Origin of the sequence: Pseudomonas sp. MWU12-2345 (genome assembly GCF_023242385.1) — a bacterium.
GTDB lineage: Bacteria > Pseudomonadota > Gammaproteobacteria > Pseudomonadales > Pseudomonadaceae > Aquipseudomonas > Aquipseudomonas gingeri_D.
In genome coordinates, this window is the sequence record NZ_JALLJA010000009.1 from 265273 (window position 1) to 284025 (window position 18753).

Sequence of the window (18753 nt, forward strand, 5' to 3'; positions counted from 1 at the left end):
ACCACAATCGACTTCTCACTGCTCAAATCCAAGGCCAGCGATGCGGCGTCGGCGATGCCGAGCCTTGCCGGCAAGAAAATCCTCATGGGCTTCTGGCACAACTGGGCCGCGGGGCCGAACGATGGCTACCAGGGCGGCAAGTTCGCCAACCTGGCGCTGACGGATGTGCCCATGGAGTACAACGTGGTGGCCGTGGCCTTTATGAAAGGCAACGGCATCCCGACGTTCAAGCCGTATAACCTGTCTGACGCGGAGTTCCGCCGCCAGGTCGGTGTCCTCAACGGTCAGGGCCGTGCCGTGCTGATTTCACTGGGCGGTGCCGATGCCCATATCGAACTGCACAAGGGCTCCGAGCAGCCACTGGCCAACGAAATCATCCGCCTGGTGGAAACCTATGGTTTCGATGGGCTGGATATCGACCTGGAACAAAGTGCCATCGACTATGCCGACAACAAGGCGGTGTTGCCCGCGGCCCTGAAACTGGTGCGCAACCACTACAAGGCCGAGGGCAAGCACTTCATTATCAGCATGGCCCCCGAGTTCCCCTATCTCACCACCAACGGCAAGTACATCGATTACATCACCGCCCTCGACGGCTACTACGACTTTATCGCGCCGCAGTATTACAACCAGGGCGGCGATGGCGTCTGGGTGCCGGAAGCCAACGGTGGCAGCGGAGCCTGGATCGCGCAGAACAACGATGCGATGAAGGAGGATTTCCTCTACTACCTGACCGATAGCCTGGTCACGGGAACGCGGGGCTTTACCAAGATTACGCCGGACAAGTTCGTCATTGGCCTGCCGACCAATAACGATGCGGCGGCCACGGGTTACGTGATCGACCCGGCGGCGGTGGTCAATGCGTTCAAGCGACTGGATGCCGCCGGCCATTCGATCAAGGGGCTGATGACCTGGTCCATCAACTGGGACCAGGGGCTCAGCCGGCAGCAGGTGCCTTACAACTGGGAATTCCGCAATCGCTACGCGCCGCTGATTCATGGCGCGCTGGCGGCGGCTGAAGTGTCAGCGGGCAAGCGGCAGGCCTAAGCAGAAAAACGAAACCCGGCGCTTGCGCCGGGTTTTGTCTTATCGCTGTTCCACTACTGGTAGCGCCAATGCCCAGGCACCCAGATCCACTGATTATGCCCCCAGCGATAGTGCCCGGCGACCCAGTGATAACCCGGTCCGGGCGTGACCGGTACGACTTCGACAATGGGCGGTGGTCGACGCGGATGCACCGGCTCGACAATACAGCCAGCCAGTGACGCGGCCATCAGGGTGGCAATCAGCGCGGTCTTGAATATTCGCAGCATTGCGTGACTCCTTGCAGAGCATTTGTCGTTGCCTGGTGGGCGGGCTTGTAAGGGTTAAACGTCACAACAGGGAAAATCCGTCGCCCTCACAGCTTTTTTTGCATCGACTTGCCTTTGGCTTGCGTGTGGAAATACAGGGAGTCGACCAGTTTGCGACGTTCCTCCTGGGGCAGGGTCTCGGCGAATTCCGCCAGGGTGTTGTCCACCAGCGCCCTGAGCGCGACATCCGCCTCACGGGCTTTGCCCAGATCCGCCAGCAAGGCCGGCCGATCCAGTGTCGGCGCCTCAAGCTGCTTGATCACATCCTGACGCGCCTGGCGGCCTGCCATGATCAGCGGCTGGCTGTCGGCTCGATTGCGGCGTAGCAGTTGGCGCAACTCATGCTGTCGCGCCTCCGGCAACTGCACCATGGCCTGGCGCAAGCCGTGCTGGTTGACGGCGGCCATGGCCGGTTTCGCATTGACCAACCAGTGGTAGACGCCACCACCGATGCCACAGATCAGGAAGACATTGAGCATCAACGACATCAGGAGGAAGTTCTTGATGGTCTTGGACGGTTGACTCATTGCTCGCTTTCCTCGGCGTTTACGGTGAAGACGATATCGGCATCGCCCTGGTCGAAGACACTCGGCAGCGCTTCGGATGCAGTGGACAATGGCAGGCTCAGCGAGACCACCAGGATACCGGTGGCAATCCCAGCCAGGCCCACACCGACGAAGCCGACACTGGACAGCCAGTCGGCATAACGGCTCCAGAACGACACCGGCTTGGTCATGACTGCTGAAGCGGCAATACGCCGGGCCAGGGCCGGGTCGGGAGGCGCCAGTTGATAGCTGTCGAGCAGGCTGTCGAGTTGCCGGGCCTGTTGCAGCACCTGGAGCAACGCGGCATCGCCACGCTCAAGCAACCCCAGGGCGGCGCCGCGTTCGGCGGCCGGCCAGCGTTGCAGGTCCGCGCCGTAGGCGTCGGCCAGGTAAGCAAATCGTTCGGGCGTCATCATCTTCCCCTTCCTAGGCTATCTGGGCCGTGCGTTTCGGCGAGGTAGCTGCGCAGGTTGCGCCTGGCCCGCGAGAGCAGGCTTTCCAGTGCATCGACGCTGATATTCATCAGCGCCGCCGCTTCGATGTTCGACAGCTCCTGGTAGTACTGCAACACGATGGCTTCGCGCTGACGATCAGGCAACGCGGCCAGGGCCGCGGCCATCTGCTCACTGCGCGCCGTCGCCTCCAGCTGTTCATCGGGGCGGGGGGCGCTGTCGACCAACTCAATGCCGGGCTCGTCGTCGTCCAGCGGGCGCTCCTTGCGCTTGCGCAGGCGGTCGTGACAGAGGTTCAGCACCACCCGGTGCAGCCAGGTGTCGAAACGCGCCTCGCCACTGCGCCAGTTCGCCGCCTGTCTCCAGATGCGCAGAAAACTTTCTTGCGCCACATCCTTGGCCTCATCGGCATCGCCCAGTATCCGGCTGGCGAGGGCGAGCAAACGGGGCAGCTTGCGCGACACCATCTCGTTGACGGCGGCCGGCTCCTTGTTGCCAATACGGGCCAGCAGCTCAACGTCCGGATCAATCTCTTTCAATCGGGCAAGTCTCGGTCCGGTGATGGGTTCGGGTATGACAAGGCCGGACGGCGCAGTAGCGTCGTCCGGCCCGCAGGTCAGCGGATCCAGTGTCCTTCGACCCAGCGCCAGTTAGGTCCACGGGGTTCCCAGTGGCCCGGTTCCCAGCGCGCATTGCGCATCACGGGCTGCCAGTGGCCAGGGAACCAGACGTAACCCCGACCTTCCCAGCGCCAGTGCCCACGGTCCCAGACGTAGCCGGGGCGCCCCATGGGCTCGGCCTCGACGCGCATCGGTGGTGGCGCTTCACGAATGATGACTTCGGTCTGAGCAAAGCTCGGCGTACTGGTCAGCGCGGCGAACGCCAGCGGGATCAGCAGGAGGGCATGGCGCAATTTGGCCAGGGGTCGTGTAGGTTTCATGACAACTCCTTCAGGCTGCGTACGAAAGTGAACGCTGCTGATGAGTTGAACGATAGGTGCCGGGAAAATCCGTCGCGAGAAAAAATCATTTTTTTATCGATACATTCCGAGGGGGCGAGGGCAGTATTGCGTAGGGAAGGCGGGCACTTGATGAAATTGTTCGAGGGCAGCGACGGATTGGTCATCGTCATCACGTTCAACCGGTAACCGTAGCAATCGGCAGGTGCCTTGACCCTGTGGGTTGAGCGGCTTTACCTATTGAACCTCCTGAGGAAACCACCATGTCACGTCGCCTTTCACTGTTGGGTGCAGCTGTGTTGCTGCTGAGTCTGAGCGGTTGTGTGATCTTGCCGGGTCATCGGGATCATTGCTGCTGGCGATACGGGTATGTGGCGCCGGTCACCGCGCCCACGGCGGCGACCGTTTAAGCAGCGGCGCCTCGAACACACCACAGACCCGGTAGGAGCCGGCTTGCCGGCGATTCAGGTGACGCGGTTTGACCGGAGACCGCGTCGATACCATCGCCAGCAAGCTGGCTTCTACGGGGTGCTCTGTTGGCTTGTCATAAAATGAAGTAATTCCCAGCTTGCGTTTTAGGTTTTGCTGAGACTGGAAAATCATAAAAAACAGGGCCATCATTCCCGCAGCTGTCTAAGCTTCACAGGTCTGCGCCGCGCTTCTTGGAGAGCGGTGGGAAATTAGCCTTATTCCGGGAAATTATTTTGTCTAACGTCTGCTCCAGCGGCCTCGATATTGGCTTCGCTTCGCTGAATTATCTGCAAATCGGCATCCTGGGTATCATCCAGGGCATCACGGAATTGCTCCCTATCTCCTCCACGGCGCATATGCGCATCGTGCCGGCAGTGCTCGGTTGGCAGGATCCGGGCTCGGCTTTTTCGGCCGCGATGCAATTGGCCGCGCTGGCGGCAGTGGTCAGTTATTTCTGGCGTGATGTGCGCGATGTGGTCGGTGGCAGTATCGGCGCCGTGCGCCAGGGCGACTACAACAGCCCGTGGTTCAAGCTGGCGGTGGCGATCATCCTGGCGACCATCCCCATCGGGATCGCCGGCCTGGCCTTGTCGTCGACACTCAATGCCTGCGACTCGCCCCTGCGCGGGCTGACAGTGATCGGTATTTCCTGCCTGGTGATGGCGGTGTTGATGGCGGTGTCCGAGTTCAGTGCCCGCCATCAGCGGGTGGTGGGCCAGATGCGCCTGCGGGATGCGCTGATCGTCGGTATCGCCCAGGTCGGCGCCCTGATCCCGGGTGTTTCCCGTTCCGGCTCGACACTGACCGCGGCCCTGTTCCTCAACTTCAAGCGTGAAGAGGCCGCGCGGTTCTCCTTCCTGCTGGGCTTGCCGGCGATTGCGCTGGCCGGGCTCAAGGAGTTGCTGACGTTGCACCATGCGCAGATCCCGGCGGAGGCCTGGAGCCATCTGCTGTTCGGCTTGGTGGTCGCCAGTGTCTCGGCGTTCTGCGCGATCTGGGGCCTGATGCGCTTCCTGGAACGCTTCTCCACCTGGCCGTTCGTGATCTATCGCGCGGCGCTGGGGATTTTCCTCCTCGTCGGCGTCAGCACCGGCTTTCTGTCGTAATCGACCCTCCCGAGCGTAGCCTGCGGGCTACGCTCATTTCGCCGTGCCCAGCGCATAGCGTCGGCAATGTTCCAGATACCCCTGCTCATGGCTGCCCACCAATTGCACGACGCTGGTCCATAACCAGGACGGCGCATCGAGGGTTTTCGAGCGATTGAGCTGCAGCTCCGCCCGCCAGCTTTTGCGCGTCGCCTCATCCATCTGCCGGGCATGGGCGATACCGATCACCCGGGCCAGATAACCCGCTGCGTGCATGGCGTCGGTTTCATTGAGGGTGTCCAGTTCGAGCTTGAGGTCCTGGGGCAGCAGCTCACGAATGAACATCCCATGGTCGAGAAAACGGGTGGCGATCATCCGCTCGCCCAGACCGGGTGAAAGGTGGCGTGCTCCCTCGACCACCCGCCGCGCATTGTCCCGTGGCATCTGCACGTGGGCACCACGGGGGGCCGCGGCCGCAACGGCCTCCTTGACGTCGATCAGGCAATAATCCTGCTCGTCATGCCCGCCGACACCCAGCAGCACGGCGTAGCGCAGCAGCCCCAGCGAACTGCAACCCTTGACCCAATAGGCACAGTCGAGCAGTTCGACACTGGCATCCTTGGGACGCCCCTTGAGCGAGGTCACCAGCGTCTGGATCTCTTCGCCGGCACACAAGGCCTCGATCTCGGCTTTTTCGTTGCGGGACATCGGCCAGAAATGCCGGCCCATCGGCAGCGTCAGTTTGGTGTTCTCCATGCGCTCACGGGCCAGGTTTTTCCAGGTGCGCTTGACCGCGTCCCGCAGGCCGGCCTTGACCTGTGACGGGCGTTCGGGCGTATGGTCGGTCTCGTCCAGCAGGGCCTGTTCGTAGCCCACCATCATTTCTTCGAGCATGCGCGCGGTGGTCACGCCGGGCAGGTCCGAACCGCGCGCGGCGGTCGCCAGGGACAGGGCCAGGCGCACCAGGTCGTGGGCGGGATTGCCGATCACCGTCTGGTCCAGGTCGCGGATATGGATATCGATACCACCACGACGGTCACCCGTGGGGCCCAGGTTGCCGGCGTGGCAATCGCCGCAGATCCACACGTTGGGGCCATGGGGCAAGCGTCTGCCGCGCTGGCTGTGCAACCACTCATAGAACTGGACCGTACTGCCACGGACATAGGCGTGGGCCGAGCGGGCCATTTTTTCGTTACGCAGGTTAGAGAGCAGGGTGGTGCGGTCGGCAGGGCGTGGTGGTTTCAAGGGCGGGCTCTTCGTGCTGGTGAGAAGGCGATACTCATTTCGTATAAAGCCTAGACCGCTGCGTTGAGGCGTTCGATCCCTGCCCCGATGATTTTACTCGTTTTTCAGGCAAAAAAAGGCCCGCAAAGAGCGCGGGCCAATAAGAGGTTTCACCAAAGAAGCAGGTAGAAATATAAACAGCCCGGGCCTTGTTCACAGTGAAAGAAGTTTTATTCGTTAAAGAATAAAATCTAATATTTTCAATGGTTTGTATGTGAATAACGGGCTGTTTTTTCGGCCGCCCCTGAAAATTTTTTCATTATCGTCCCGGGCTCCGTGGAAGGCCGCGAAAGCGCTATCGATGCAGGTTCTTTTCCAGCCCCAGGCGAACATCGGGCCACTCTTCGTCAATGATGCTCAAGCGTACGGAATTGCGCTTGCGTCCGTCCGGCATGATCCGTTCATTACGTACGATGCCTTCCTGCTTGGCGCCCAGGCGCAGGATTGCCGCGCGGGATTTTTCGTTGATCTCATCGGTGGTGAACTGTACGCGCACGCAATCGAGCACCTCGAAGGCGTGGCGCAGCATCAGGTACTTGGCCTCGGTATTGACGAAGCTTCTCTGCCAGCGGGTCGAGATCCAGGAACTGCCGATTTCCAGCTTGCGGTACTGGCGATCGATCTTCCAGAAGCGCGTCGAGCCGATCACTTCGCCGGTGGCCTTGATCACGATGACAAAGGGCATCACGGTCCCGGCTTCCCGCCCCGTGAGGGCTTTGTGCAGGTAGGACCCGACGGTGTCAGGCCCTGGTATGACGGTAAAGGGCAGGTTCCACAGTTCGCCGTCCCGGGCGGCCGCCACCAGGGCGTCGGCGTCGTCGGCCTGGAGTGGGCGCAGCAGCAAGCGCTCGCCTTCAAGGGATTGCAGCAATTGCAGGTTTTTCACGGGGCAGGCGCTCGCGGTGCGGGTTTCAGCGAGCATTACAAGGTAGCCGGGATCGGGTTTGCAAGGGCCATTGCGGGTTAAAACGGGCAGACCAATGCCGCCGTGGGCTCAGGCCTGGCTCACATCGAGCAACTGCGGCTGGGCAATCGCCAGGTAGTCTTGCGTATCGAGCACCATCGAGGCATCCAGGCGGCCGGCATTAAAGGCGATCTCGCCGTAGCGGGTGGTCAGGGCCGGATCGACGATCAATTGAATCCGCTCATCGAAGACGAAAGGCGGAATGGCACCGATCCGGCAGCCGGTCAGTTCCATGGCGGTTTCGGCTTTCACCAGTTCAGCTTTTTTTCCGCCCAGGGCCGCCCCGACTTTCTTCATATCGAGCTTCTGGTCCCCCGGCAATATCACCAGGGCATAGGGCTCGGCCTGGCCCTTGAGCGAGCAGAGCATGGCCTTGGCACCCTGGCCCGGCTCGGTGCCACGGATTTCGGCGACCCGCGCCGACTGGCCCTCGGCATCGTGCATCAACACCCGGTAGGAGGCGGCGCGGGCATCGAGTAGCGCCACCAGGCGATCGAACATCGGATACATGGAGTTTTCCTCGGGTTTACAGGATCAGGTTTGCAGAATCAGGTCGTAGGACAGTTTGCTGATCAGGATCACCAGCAACACCAGGAACAGCGCCCGGACAAAGGGTACGCCTTTATGCACCGCCAGCCAGGTGCCGGTCAGCGCACCGAGGATGTTGAAGACGGCCATGGGGATGGCGATCAGGTAGAGCACGTTGCCGGTTGGAATGAAGAAGATCAGCGCCGCGACGTTGGTCGCGATGTTCACCAGCTTGGCCGACGCCGAGGCGTGCAGGAAGTCGAAGGCGAAACAACGGATAAACAGGAAGATCAGGAAACTGCCGGTCCCGGGGCCGAACAACCCGTCGTAGAAGCCGATGGCCCCGCCGATCACGATCGCCAGCAGCTTTTCCTTGGTGCCGATGCGCATGGGCTTGTGCAGGGCGCCGAAGTCCTTTTTCCAGAAGGTGTAGATGGCCATCAGCACGATCAATACCAGCACCGCCGGGCGAATCACCGACTGGGGCACGGCCGACACCGTGGCCGCGCCAAAGAAGGCCATGACAAAGGCCGCGCCGGCGGCGGGGACCACCAGGCTCCAGTCGATCACCACCTTGCGTACGAAGGACCGGGCCGCAAATGTGGTGCCGCAAGCGGCCGCGACCTTGTTGGTGCCCAGCAGCGCTGCCGGTGATGCCGTGGGCAGCACGTTGAACAGCGCGGGTATCTGGATCAGTCCGCCGCCGCCCACCGCCGCATCGATCAGGCCGGCGGCGAAGGCGAACACGCAAAGGATGACAATATCGACCATGAAATCAGGCTCTGACGATGAAAGGTTGGTGAGGGTCCAGCGGCACCACGCGCGCCGGATCGTTGACCCCGAAGACGCGCAGCATCCAGCGATCGCGGCCGTCGTAGCGGGGGGCGAAACCGTCCCGGGCATGCAGGGTTTGCTGGTTCTTGAAGATCAGCATGTCCCCCGGCTGCAGCAGAATCTGGTGCATGACATCGGGATGGTTGGCGGCCGCGGCGAACAGTTGCAGGGAAAACTGCGCGTTGGCGCAGGTTGCCGCGACGCTGGCCTTGTTGTAGCGGCAATACAGGTCACCGTTGGCATTTCTGTACAGCAGGGGGACGTTTTCCAGCACATTACCCTGTTTGCCGAAGGAGGCCGGTCGGCGGATGGCGAAGTGCGGCCGCGATAATTCTTCTTCGACCGAGGCCGGCAGCATGGCCAACACGTCGGCAATGGCGACGATGCGCGTCGGCACGTCGAGCTCGCAGCGCAGGCCGGTCAGGGACAGGTACTCCGGGCAGGCCGACAGGTGTGCGACGGGTTCGTAGGTCAGCGGCAGGTGCGGGTTGTCGACATGCATGCCCAGGTCCATGCGCGAGCCATAGGAGCTTTTTTCACTTTCGCGCTGCTGCTTGGGTGAAACATGACGGAATACCGTGTCGTCGCTTTCACCTTCGTAGGCCACCGGACGGGTTTGCAGGGTCTGCAGTACGGACAGGATTGCCCCGGCCAACACCGGCAGGTTCTCGATACCCGGCTCCATGTCGTAAGGGGTCGGCGGTAGCTGCAGGTCCACCGGCAGCCCCCGGACGATCATCGCCACCTCACGGCTCTTGGGGAAGTCGCGCAACTGCTGGATTTTCTCGGCGCACAGGGTGCTCTCCAGCAACTGGCCCAGGGCCGGCATGCGGTTGATGCCCGAAGCGCTGTCGGCCACGGCCAGTGTCGCCAGGCCGGCGTGCAGGCTACGCTGCTCTTCGAACGACACATGAATCTGCGCGATCCCCTGTCGGGTTGAGGTCGCGGACTTTTTCCCCAACCATTCGCGAATTTCTTCACCGATCAGCGCCGCGGATTTCCCGACTATTTCATCCAGCTTTGACACGTCCGTTTGCTCCTTTTTGCCTACGTCCCTGCGGGTTGAACGGGAAGGCTAACGGAAGGGCCTTTTTTGTGTTGCAATGCCGCATTGTGAAAAGTGCAATGAGGTGGGGAAATGGCCCTGGATATGTTGGGGGAGCTGGAAGCCTTCGCGACGGTGGCACGCAAGCGTAGCTTCGTTGCCGCGGCCCGTACCCTGGGGCGCTCGCCCAGCTCGTTGACCCGTGCTGTGCAGGCTTTGGAGGAAAGTGCCGGGGTCAAGCTGTTCAATCGTTCGTCGAATGCCGTGAGTCTGACCGAGGCGGGTGAACGTTTCCTACCTCACGCTTACAAAATGCTGGATCTGCAACGTGAGGCGGATGAAGACCTGGCCGGTCTCAGCGGCCTGGCCCACGGCTGGATTCGGTTTTCCGCCCCCGAATTTCTCGGGCACGGGGTCTTGCCCCGGCTGATCGCGCAGTACTGCGAGCATTATCCGGACGTGAACGTCGATGTGATTTTCACCGATGAGACCATCGACCCGGCCAAGAGCAAGCTGGACTTCTCGATTCGCGGTGCGTTTCCGCAATCCAGTGACCTGATCGGCTTTCCGCTGTGGAGTTATTCACGTTACCTGTACGCCAGCCCCGGGTACCTGGAGCGACGCGGGATGCCGGATTCCATCGAGGCGCTGGAGGCCCATTCGCTGATCCTGCATACCGCGCCGCGGATCCTCAAGGAGTGGAATTTTCGCAGTGATGAGCAGGCCATCAGCTTTCGGGTGCACCCGAAGTTTCGTTTCAGCTCCGGTGCCGCGGTGTTCCAGGCGGCCCTGGCGGGTGTCGGCATTGCCCGCCTGGCGGACTGGTTGGCGGAGCCGGAAGTGGAAGCGGGGCGCCTGGTCCGGGTCTGCCCCGAATACAAGCTCACCTCCAGCAGTGGCGAGAGTCCGCAGATGCACGCGGTGTATCCGGCGGGGAGTCTGCCGCTGCGGGTGAAGTCGCTGCTGGAGGTGATTCGCGGCTTTGGCGAAAGCCTGGATCGCAAGCATTCACTGACGTTCTAGGCGGCCGTCAGTTCTTGAAGGCCGAATGCTTCCGGCCTTGGTCGCACAAGGCGAAGACCACCACGCAGACCGCCGCGATCGCCAGGATCAGCGCCACGCCGTCGGTGGAGTGGGTCGCCGAGGCCGAGACCAGTGACAGGGCGCCCAGGGGCGCCAGCCCGCCGGCCACCGCCGTGCCGATTTCCCGTCCGGTGCCAAAGCCCGAGGAGCGGGTCTGGGTCGGGAACTGACGACTGAGGAATGAACCCTGCGGGGCAAACATCATCGGTGCCAGGACCCCGGTGCCGATGCCGATTGCCAGGTAGATCTGCCCGTTTTCACCGCTGCCCAGCAGCATCAGGAAGGGGTAGGCGAACAGCAGCGAAAGCGCCCCGCCGAGAATCAGGACCGCTTTGCTGCTCCAGCGATCGCACAACCAGCCGAAAAACGGCACGGCGACGATGGCCACCAGGCTGGCAAGGGTCACCGACAAAGACGTCACGTGCACATCGACGCCTTTGTACTGGGTGAGGTAGGCCAGGGAAAAAGTCTTGAAGATATAACTCAGGGCGTTGTAGCCGACGGCGACAAAAAACACCACGGCGAGGCCCTTGAGGTCGTTCTTCAGCAGCGCTTTCAACGGCGAGACCTTGGGTTGTGCGCGCTTCTGCTGGTTCAGTTCCTTGAACTCCGGGGTTTCTGGAATGCTGTTGCGCACCCACAGGCCGACACCGACCAGGGCGATGCTGCAGACGAAGGGGATGCGCCAGCCGCCTTCGAGCAGGAACTCATTGCCGTTGAGGGTCAGCAGGTAAATGGTCAGTGATGACAGGAGCAGGCCGAGGTTCAGCCCCAGCGCCGGCCAGGCTCCCTGGCTGCCGCGCTTGCCCTGGGCGGCGTGTTCGTAGGAGGTCACGGCGGCGCCCGAGAGTTCGGCGCCGGCACCCAGGCCCTGGATGATGCGGATTACCACCAGCAGGACCGGTGCCCAGAGGCCGATGGCCACGTAGCTGGGAATCAGCCCGATAAGCGTGGTGCAGACGCCCATCATGCAGAAGGTCAGGACCAGCACCTGTTTGCGTCCGAACTTGTCGCCCAGGTAGCCGAACAGGATGCCGCCGAAGGGGCGGGCGATAAAGCCGATGGCAAAGGTCGAGAAGGCCAGCAGCGAGGCGGTCTGCGGGTTGCTGGCGTCGAAGAAGATCTTCGAGAAGACAATCGCCGCCATGGTTGCGTAGAGGTAGAAGTCATACCACTCCAGCATCGAGCCGAAGATGGTGGCGGCGGCGACTTTGCGCAGGCGCTTGCGGGTCTGTTGCGGGGTTTCGACGGGGGATCGGGACGCTTCGTATACCGACATCAGTGGTTTCCTTGCAGGTCTTTATAGTTATTTTCAAGTGATCGCTGGTGCGCCCCGTCTGCCTTGGCCGGGCAAACGGAGAGAGCGTACTGCCGTACGCGGGAGGGGTTGCGGGTTAACGGGGGGCGAGCAGGCGGTCGGCAATCATCTCGCCGATCGGCATGGCCGAGGTGGCGGCCGGCGACGGTGCGTTGCAGACGTGGACCATGCGCGGCGTTTCGGCGAACAGGAAGTCATGCACCAGGGTGCCGTCGCGCATTACCGCCTGGGCGCGGATTCCGGCCTCATAGGGCAGCAGATCATCGAGGACCAGGGACGGGCAGTACTTGCGGCACTGTTCCAGGTAGCCGCGCTTGAACAATGAGTTCTTCATTTCCAGGCTGCCGGAGCCCAGGTTCTGCCACAGGGTTTTCCAGAAACCGGGGAAGCTGGCATATTGCGCGACGTCCCGCCAGTTGATGGAGAACTTCCGGTAGTTCTCCCGGCCCAGCCCCAGCACGGCGTTCGGGCCGACCGTGACGCTGCCGTCGATCATCCGGGTCAGGTGCACACCAAGAAACGGCAGGTCCGGATCGGGAATCGGGTAGATCAGGTGGTTGACGATGTTGTTCTTCGCCGCCGGCAGGCGGAAGTATTCGCCGCGGAAGGGAATGATCTGATGGTCGATGCGGATGCCGGCCAGGCTGGCCAGGCGGTCGGACTGCAGGCCGGCACAGGCCACCAGTTTGCGGGCCTGCCAGACGCGGTCGTGGCTGCTGACGGTGACGTTGTCAGCGTCTTCCTGGATGGCCGTGACCGTGGTGTCGAGCTGGATCTCGCCGTCGGCGGCGCGAATCACCCGGGCCATGGCCTGGCAGACTTCGCGGTAGTCGACGATGCCCGTGGCATCGAGGAACAGTCCGCCGAGGCCGACGATATTCGGTTCGCGCCGCCGCAGTTCGTCAGCATCGAGACGCTCGACGCGCATGCCATTGAGTTGCGAGCGCTCGTACAGGGCTTGCATACGCTGCACTTCCAGGGCCGTGGAGGCCACCAGTAACTTGCCGCAGACCTCGAAGCGGATCCCGTGCTCGCGGCAGAAGTCTTTCGTGGCCTGGGCTCCGCGCTTGCACAGGTCGGCCTTGAGGCTGCCCGGCGCGTAGTAGATGCCGGCATGGATCACGCCGCTGTTGTGGCCGGTCTGGTGACGGGCGAGGGTGGCTTCCTTTTCCAGGATCAGTAGCGAGGCACCGGGCTGGCGCTTGAGCAACTCCATGGCGGTGGCCAGGCCGACGATGCCGCCGCCGATGATGCAGAAGTCATAAATCATGGAGGGAATTCACCTTGTTATTGTTCATGTCTAGTTATCAGGTTGTCAGACTAACGTGGGTAAGCCAAGTGGGCCGTGCCGGCCCGTTCGCCGCAGGGCTGATCGGCTCAGTTCATGGGTGGCAGTTCCAACTGCAGGCGTTTGGCCGAAGCCCGCAGGTGCGACTCGGCGCAGGCGGCCGCCGCCTGGCGATTGCCATCGGCGATGGCTTGGTACAGGGCCTGGTGTTCGCGTCCGGCATCCGCCGAGCCGCCGACGGAACGGCTGGCGGAGTTTTCCCAGGCGGTGCGGCGCGCTTCGGCCAACTGACCGCGCAGAAAGTCATGGAAGGCGACGAAATACTCGTTCTTGCTGGCCTCGGCGATGGCCCGGTGAAACGCCACATCGGCCGCGGCCGCCGCATCGAAGTTGGTGCGCTTGTCGTGCATTTCCCGCAGGGCTTGCCGCATGCGTTGCAGGTCCGCCTCGTCGCGTCGTTGGGCGGCAATCGAGGCGGCCTGGGTTTCGATCCACAGGCGCATTTCGAACATCTGCGCCAGATCGGTCTTGCGCCCCTCGCTCTTGGGAAAGCGAAACACCGTGCCGGTCGGGGTCTGGGAAATATACGAGCCGAGCCCGCGCCGGGCGATCAGCACACCATCGGCCTTGAGCTGGGCAATGGCTTCGCGGACCACCGAGCGGCTGACATTCAACTGTTCCGCCAACTGCTGCTCGGTGGGCAGACGCGATTCTGCCGCGAGGCGCCCGGCATCGATTTCCGCGCGAATGGCACTGACCACTCGTTCAACCAGGGAATCAGGGCGTTGGAGTTCCAGCATGAAGGCTAAGCTCGGTAGTCAGGTTGTCAGACAATGCCGGAATGATTCAGGTTTTGTCAAGAACCCGGGTCGGGGCCAGACGTTCCCGGATCAGGGCCACGAAGCACTCGGCGGCGGGGGGCAGGGGCTGGCCGCTGCGGCTGATCAGGCCGATCTCGCGGCTGACGCCGGGGTGTTCCACGGGGCGTTTTTGCAGGCCGTTGAGACCGTCATCCGCCGATTCCGGCAGCAGCGCCATGCCCAGCCCCTGGAGTACCAGCGCCAGGACCGTGGACATGTAGTTGGCTTCCAGCCCAGGTACAAGCGTCAGTCCTTGTTCGTCGAAGAGTTGCTCGACCCGTTCGCGCACGCTGCTGTCGCGTCCGGTAAGGATCATCGGCTGGCCGCTCAAGTCCGGCAGGCTGACGGTTGTCTTGTGCGCCAGCGGGTGTTCGTCGGGCAGGAACAGGCACAAGCGGTCGACCATGACCACTTCGAAGTCCAGGCCATGATTGAGCCGGGCCCGTACGCCCAGTCCGAAGTCCACTTCGTTCTCCCGCACCAGGCTGTCGATGCGTTGGGCGACCACATCCCGCAGGCGGATTTCGATACCGGGATAAGCCTGGCGAAACTGTTTGAGCAGCGGCGGCAGGGCACCGGAGCAGATCGACGGCAAGGCCGCCAGGGTCACCACGCCCCGTTGCAGGCTGGCCAGGTCGCGGGAACCGCTGACGATATTGTCCAGGTCCAGCAACAGTTTCTCCATGGGGCCACGGGCCTGCTGGCCGGCGCCGGTCAGGCTGACCTGGCGCGGGCTGCGTTCCAGCAGGGTGACGCCGAGCCACTCTTCCAACTGCTGGACCTGCACCGTCAGCGCCGAGGGCGACAGGTGCAGTAAGGTGGCGGCGCGGGCGAAGCTACCGGTCTGGGCGACCGTCAGAAAGGCGCGGATATGCTGGACGGCGTTCTTCATTCTGTTTTTCCGAATGTATGGCGGTGAACATTCCAATTTACAAAGCTTAACCGCGTTCCAATACTCTGGGGAAAACAATAACTGTCCGCCCTTGAGCGGTCCCGGAGTCTTCCCATGCTCGCCACCTTGGGTGTCATCACCATCGTCTGTCTGCTTGCGGCTGTCATGAGCAAGCGTCTCTCGCCCCTGGTCGCGCTGATTGCCTTGCCGATCATTGCCGCGCTGCTCGGTGGTTTCGGTCTGCAAACCAGTGCCTTTATCGTCACCGGCATCAAGAACGTCGCCCCGGTGGTGGGCATGTTCGTGTTCGCCATCCTGTTTTTCGGCGTGATGACGGATGCCGGCATGCTCGACCCGATCATCGATCGCATCCTGCGCACGGTGGGCACGCGGCCCACGCGGATTGTCATGGGCACGGCCTTGCTGGCGTTGCTGGTGCACCTCGACGGTTCCGGGGCGGTGACTTTTCTGGTGACCATCCCGGCGATGTTGCCGCTCTATACGCGATTGGGCATTGACCGACGGATCCTGGCCTGTGTCGCGGCGATGGCCGCCGGGGTGAATTTCCTGCCCTGGACCGGCCCGGTGCTGCGTTCGTCGGCAGCCTTGCATGTGCCGGTGGCGGACCTGTTCCAGCCGTTGATTCCGGTGCAGATCATCGGTCTGCTGTTTGTCTTCGCCTGTGCCTGGTGGTTGGGCCGGCGTGAAGAGCGGCGTCTGGGCCTGGGCGTGGGTCTGGCCACGGGCAGCGTGCCGAGCCGGGTGATCAGCCAGGAGGCAGAAGCCTTGCGCCGCCCGCGCCTGTTCTGGGCCAACCTGTTGCTGACGGTGCTGGTGATGGCGGTGATGATCGCCGGTTGGGTCGACCCGGTGGTGATGTTCATGCTCGGCACCGTGGTTGCGTTGTGCCTCAACTATCCGAATGTCGACGCCCAGCGTGCTCGCGTCGACGCCCATGCCAAGACCGCCCTGACCATGGCCAGCATCCTCCTGGCGGCCGGGGTCTTTACCGGCATCATGCAGGGCACCGGCATGCTCAAGGCCATGGCCGAAGTGGCGGTGGCGCAGATCCCGGCCGGCCACGGCAAGCTGATTCCGGCAGTGGTGGGTTTCCTGTCGATGCCGCTGAGCCTGTTGTTCGATCCGGACTCCTTTTATTTCGGCGTGATGCCGGTGATCGCCGAGGTCGGCAAGGCCTTGGGGGTGGAACCGTTGCAGGTGGCCCAGGCGTCCTTGCTGGGGGTGCATACCACCGGTTTTCCGGTCAGCCCGCTGACCCCCGCGACCTTTCTGCTGGTGGGCCTGTGCAAGATCGAACTGGCCGATCACCAGCGTTTCACCATTCCTTTCCTGCTCGCCGCCTCGGTGTTGATGACCCTGACGGCGTTGCTTCTGGGCATTTTTTGATAGGAGGGACCTTGCGATGAAAACCTTGCGTATCGGCTCCGGTGCCGGCTATTCGGGTGACCGCATTGAACCGGCGGTGGAACTGGCGGCCAAGGGCGAGCTGGATTACCTGGTGTTCGAGTGCCTGGCCGAACGGACCATTGCCCTGGCACAACAGGCCCGGCTCAGTGATCCCGAGGGCGGTTACGACCCCTTGTTGCGTGAGCGGATGGAGCGCGTGCTGCCCTTCGTCGGCGGCGCTGGGCGGCGCCTGCGGATCATCACCAATATGGGCGCGGCCAATCCCCTGGCCGCCGCGCGGGAGGTCCGGCGGATCGCCATCGAGCTGGGTTTGCCCGGGCTCAAGATTGCCGCGGTGACCGGTGACGACGTGCTTGAGGTGCTGCGTGCCGAACCGAGCCGTTGGCTGGACAACGGTCTGCGGGTCGAGCAGTTGGGCGAGCGACTGGTCTGCGCCAATGCCTATCTGGGGGCGGAAGGCATTGTCCAGGCCCTGGCGGCCGATGCCGATGTGGTGATCACCGGCCGCGTGGCCGATCCATCGTTGTTTCTCGCGCCGCAGTGCTTCGAGTTCGGCTGGGCGGCGGACGATTGGCCGCGCCTGGGCCGTGGCACCCTGATCGGCCATCTGCTGGAGTGCGCGGGGCAGATTACCGGCGGTTACTTTGCCGACCCGGGCGTCAAGGAGGTGCCGGACCTGGCGCGCCTGGGCTTTCCCCTGGCGGAAGTGGATGCCGAGGGCCGGGCGACCATTACCAAGGTTGTGGGTAGCGGCGGTCGGGTGGACGCGGCGACTTGCACGGAGCAGTTGCTCTATGAGGTGCATGACCCGGCGGCCTACCTGACGCCGGATGTCACGGCGGATTTTCAGGGCGTGAGTTTTGTCGAAGAGGGCGCGGACCGGGTCGGCGTGCAGGGGGCGAGCGGGCGCCAGCGTCCGGAGATGTTGAAGGTCTCGGTCGGTTACCTGGACGGTTGGATCGGTGAAGGGCAGATGTCCTACGGTGGTCCGGGCGCCTTGTCCCGGGCACGGCTGGCGCGGGAGATTGTCTTGCAGCGCCTGGAAATCATCGGTGTGAAAACCGAGGAGGTCCGTGCGGAGCTGATTGGCGTTGATGCCCTGTATGGCGAAGCGCTGAGTGCGCGAGGGCAGGGCGAACCCTGGGAAGTGCGCCTGCGGGTGGCGGCGCGTTGTGTCGATCGGGCCGATGCGCTGCGTGTCGGTAATGAAGTAGAGACGCTGTACACCAATGGTCCGTCCGGCGGTGGCGGTGCGAGCAAGAGTGTGCGGCAGGTGGTAGCGGTGGCGTCGCTGCTGCTGCCACGGGAAAACCTGACGGCTACGGTACATCTGGAGGAACGCTCATGAGTGGTCTTGAATTGCGCGCCTTTGCCCATTCGCGCACCGGCGACAAAGGCGACACCTCGAATATCTCGGTGATCGCTTATCGGGCCGAGGACTACCCCGGGTTATGCGAATGGCTGACGGCCGAACGGGTGGCGGACTACTTTGCGCCCTTGCTCGATCCGGCAGCCGGACCGGTACGGCGTTATGCAGTACCGGGGGTGCGGGCCTTGAATTTCGTCTTGCCGGGCATCCTCCGTGGCGGAGTGACCCGCTCCCTGGCGCTGGATGCCCACGGCAAGAGCCTGGGCTCGGCGTTGCTGGATCTGCCGTGGGAGCGCGATTAACCCGCTTGTTGCAGACGCCGGGCGACACGTTCGGTGATCAGAGCGCGCTGCTTTTGCGGTTCCGCCACCCGCTGCAGGGCAATGGCCAGCACGTCCGCGGGCGCCGTCTCCGGGCTGCCGGCGTTGAACGGCGGTGCCGGTGCGTATTCCAGCTGCAACTGGATCGCCTGGGCCTCTTGTGCCCCCACCAGTTCGGCGACCAGGGTCAGGGCAAAATCGATCCCGGCGGTGATGCCGCCGCCGGTCAGCAGGTTGCCGTCACGTACCACACGGTCTTTCACGGGGATGGCACCGAGAGGCGCCAGCAGGTCGTGATAGGCCCAGTGCGTGGTGGCCTTGCGACCTTGCAACAGCCCGGCGGCACCCAGTACCAGGGAACCGGTGCAGACCGAGGTGATATAGCGTGCCTGGGCGGCCTGTCGGACGATGAACGAGAGGGTCTCGGCATCTTCCATCAAGGGGCCTACCCCGGCACCGCCCGGAATGCAGATCACGTCCAGGGGCGGACAGTCTTCGAACGTCGTCGTCGGCGTAAAGACCAGGCCGGTACTGGAGGTGACGGGGGCCAGGTCTTTCCAGATCAGGTGGATCCGCGCATCCGGCAGCGAGAACAGGACGTCGTAGGGGCCGGTAAGGTCCAGCTGTTGGACTTTGGGGAACAACAGAAAGCCGATATGCAGCGTCATGGCGATAGC

The 18753-nt window shown here is 62.9% G+C and carries 21 protein-coding genes and 1 pseudogene; 6 read left to right on the forward strand and 16 right to left on the reverse strand.

Annotation, left to right across the window (positions count from 1 at the left end; translation table 11 throughout):
• Positions 1-54: 54 nt before the first annotated feature.
• Positions 55-999, forward strand: a pseudogene (locus M5C71_RS19510) (chitinase); the annotation flags it as partial.
• Positions 1000-1100: 101 nt separating this feature from the next.
• Here the strand turns inward: M5C71_RS19510 and M5C71_RS19515 are convergent.
• From M5C71_RS19515 to M5C71_RS19540, 6 genes are all read right to left on the reverse strand, one after another.
• Positions 1101-1313: a YXWGXW repeat-containing protein gene (locus M5C71_RS19515; protein ID WP_248768530.1), complete on the reverse strand. Its 213-nt coding sequence runs from the start codon at positions 1311-1313 to the stop codon at positions 1101-1103.
• Positions 1314-1399: 86 nt separating this feature from the next.
• Complete coding sequence (locus tag M5C71_RS19520; RefSeq protein WP_248768531.1) at positions 1400-1879, reverse strand: periplasmic heavy metal sensor; 480 nt, start codon at positions 1877-1879, stop codon at positions 1400-1402.
• Entirely contained in the window at positions 1876-2310 is a 435-nt protein-coding gene (locus M5C71_RS19525) for a hypothetical protein (RefSeq protein WP_103495013.1), read from the reverse strand. The genes M5C71_RS19520 and M5C71_RS19525 overlap by 4 nt, the downstream gene beginning before the upstream one ends.
• Complete coding sequence (locus M5C71_RS19530) at positions 2310-2888, reverse strand: RNA polymerase sigma factor (protein ID WP_103494973.1); 579 nt, start codon at positions 2886-2888, stop codon at positions 2310-2312. Before M5C71_RS19530 ends, M5C71_RS19525 begins: the two co-directional genes overlap by 1 nt.
• A gap of 77 nt (positions 2889-2965) precedes the next feature.
• A complete protein-coding gene (locus M5C71_RS19535; protein WP_103494972.1) occupies positions 2966-3289 on the reverse strand; it encodes a YXWGXW repeat-containing protein in 324 nt (107 codons plus the stop codon).
• A 399-nt stretch (positions 3290-3688) separates the two neighbouring features.
• Positions 3689-3928 carry a hypothetical protein gene (locus M5C71_RS19540; RefSeq protein WP_248768559.1) on the reverse strand — a complete coding sequence of 80 codons (240 nt, stop codon included), beginning with the start codon at positions 3926-3928 and terminating at the stop codon, positions 3689-3691.
• An 83-nt stretch (positions 3929-4011) separates the two neighbouring features.
• On the opposite strand from M5C71_RS19540, the gene M5C71_RS19545 reads away from it, so the two are divergent.
• Positions 4012-4884, forward strand: a complete 873-nt coding sequence (locus M5C71_RS19545; RefSeq protein ID WP_152737474.1) for an undecaprenyl-diphosphate phosphatase — start codon at positions 4012-4014, stop codon at positions 4882-4884.
• Positions 4885-4917: 33 nt separating this feature from the next.
• Here M5C71_RS19545 and M5C71_RS19550 read toward each other — a convergent pair whose 3' ends face one another.
• From M5C71_RS19550 to M5C71_RS19570, 5 genes are all read right to left on the reverse strand, one after another.
• Positions 4918-6108 carry a DUF2252 family protein gene (locus tag M5C71_RS19550; protein WP_248768532.1) on the reverse strand — a complete coding sequence of 397 codons (1191 nt, stop codon included), beginning with the start codon at positions 6106-6108 and terminating at the stop codon, positions 4918-4920.
• A 334-nt stretch (positions 6109-6442) separates the two neighbouring features.
• Positions 6443-7015 (reverse strand): GNAT family protein, encoded by a 573-nt coding sequence (locus tag M5C71_RS19555; protein WP_248768556.1) that lies wholly within the window; start codon positions 7013-7015, stop codon positions 6443-6445.
• A 126-nt stretch (positions 7016-7141) separates the two neighbouring features.
• Positions 7142-7621: a YbaK/prolyl-tRNA synthetase associated domain-containing protein gene (locus M5C71_RS19560; RefSeq protein ID WP_152737476.1), complete on the reverse strand. Its 480-nt coding sequence runs from the start codon at positions 7619-7621 to the stop codon at positions 7142-7144.
• A gap of 24 nt (positions 7622-7645) precedes the next feature.
• Positions 7646-8410, reverse strand: a complete 765-nt coding sequence (locus M5C71_RS19565; protein WP_248744976.1) for a TSUP family transporter — start codon at positions 8408-8410, stop codon at positions 7646-7648.
• A gap of 4 nt (positions 8411-8414) precedes the next feature.
• Complete coding sequence (locus M5C71_RS19570) at positions 8415-9500, reverse strand: TauD/TfdA family dioxygenase (protein WP_248768533.1); 1086 nt, start codon at positions 9498-9500, stop codon at positions 8415-8417.
• A gap of 111 nt (positions 9501-9611) precedes the next feature.
• On the opposite strand from M5C71_RS19570, the gene M5C71_RS19575 reads away from it, so the two are divergent.
• On the forward strand, positions 9612-10541 hold the full coding sequence (locus tag M5C71_RS19575) for a LysR family transcriptional regulator (protein WP_248768534.1): 930 nt from the start codon (positions 9612-9614) through the stop codon (positions 10539-10541).
• A gap of 7 nt (positions 10542-10548) precedes the next feature.
• Here M5C71_RS19575 and M5C71_RS19580 read toward each other — a convergent pair whose 3' ends face one another.
• The 4 genes from M5C71_RS19580 to M5C71_RS19595 all read right to left on the reverse strand — a co-directional run bounded on the left by M5C71_RS19580 (position 10549) and on the right by M5C71_RS19595 (position 14959).
• Positions 10549-11880, reverse strand: a complete 1332-nt coding sequence (locus M5C71_RS19580) for an MFS transporter (RefSeq protein ID WP_248768535.1) — start codon at positions 11878-11880, stop codon at positions 10549-10551.
• A 115-nt stretch (positions 11881-11995) separates the two neighbouring features.
• On the reverse strand, positions 11996-13189 hold the full coding sequence (lhgO, locus tag M5C71_RS19585) for an L-2-hydroxyglutarate oxidase (RefSeq protein WP_248768536.1): 1194 nt from the start codon (positions 13187-13189) through the stop codon (positions 11996-11998).
• Between the two features lie 107 nt (positions 13190-13296).
• Complete coding sequence (locus M5C71_RS19590) at positions 13297-14007, reverse strand: FadR/GntR family transcriptional regulator (RefSeq protein WP_248744981.1); 711 nt, start codon at positions 14005-14007, stop codon at positions 13297-13299.
• 46 nt (positions 14008-14053) lie between these two features.
• Entirely contained in the window at positions 14054-14959 is a 906-nt protein-coding gene (locus M5C71_RS19595) for a LysR family transcriptional regulator (RefSeq protein ID WP_248768537.1), read from the reverse strand.
• A 114-nt stretch (positions 14960-15073) separates the two neighbouring features.
• On the opposite strand from M5C71_RS19595, the gene M5C71_RS19600 reads away from it, so the two are divergent.
• From M5C71_RS19600 to M5C71_RS19610, 3 genes are read left to right on the forward strand one after another with little or no spacing between them, the layout of a single operon-like run.
• Positions 15074-16366, forward strand: coding sequence for a citrate:proton symporter (locus M5C71_RS19600; RefSeq protein ID WP_248768538.1), 1293 nt, complete (start codon positions 15074-15076; stop codon positions 16364-16366).
• 16 nt (positions 16367-16382) lie between these two features.
• Positions 16383-17735, forward strand: a complete 1353-nt coding sequence (locus tag M5C71_RS19605) for an acyclic terpene utilization AtuA family protein (RefSeq protein WP_248768539.1) — start codon at positions 16383-16385, stop codon at positions 17733-17735.
• Positions 17732-18058 (forward strand): hypothetical protein, encoded by a 327-nt coding sequence (locus tag M5C71_RS19610; RefSeq protein ID WP_177103485.1) that lies wholly within the window; start codon positions 17732-17734, stop codon positions 18056-18058. The genes M5C71_RS19605 and M5C71_RS19610 overlap by 4 nt, the downstream gene beginning before the upstream one ends.
• Here the strand turns inward: M5C71_RS19610 and inhA are convergent.
• On the reverse strand, positions 18055-18744 hold the full coding sequence (gene inhA / locus M5C71_RS19615) for an isonitrile hydratase (RefSeq protein ID WP_152737485.1): 690 nt from the start codon (positions 18742-18744) through the stop codon (positions 18055-18057). The two genes, M5C71_RS19610 and inhA, sit on opposite strands and share 4 nt — an antisense overlap.
• Positions 18745-18753 lie beyond the last annotated feature (9 nt).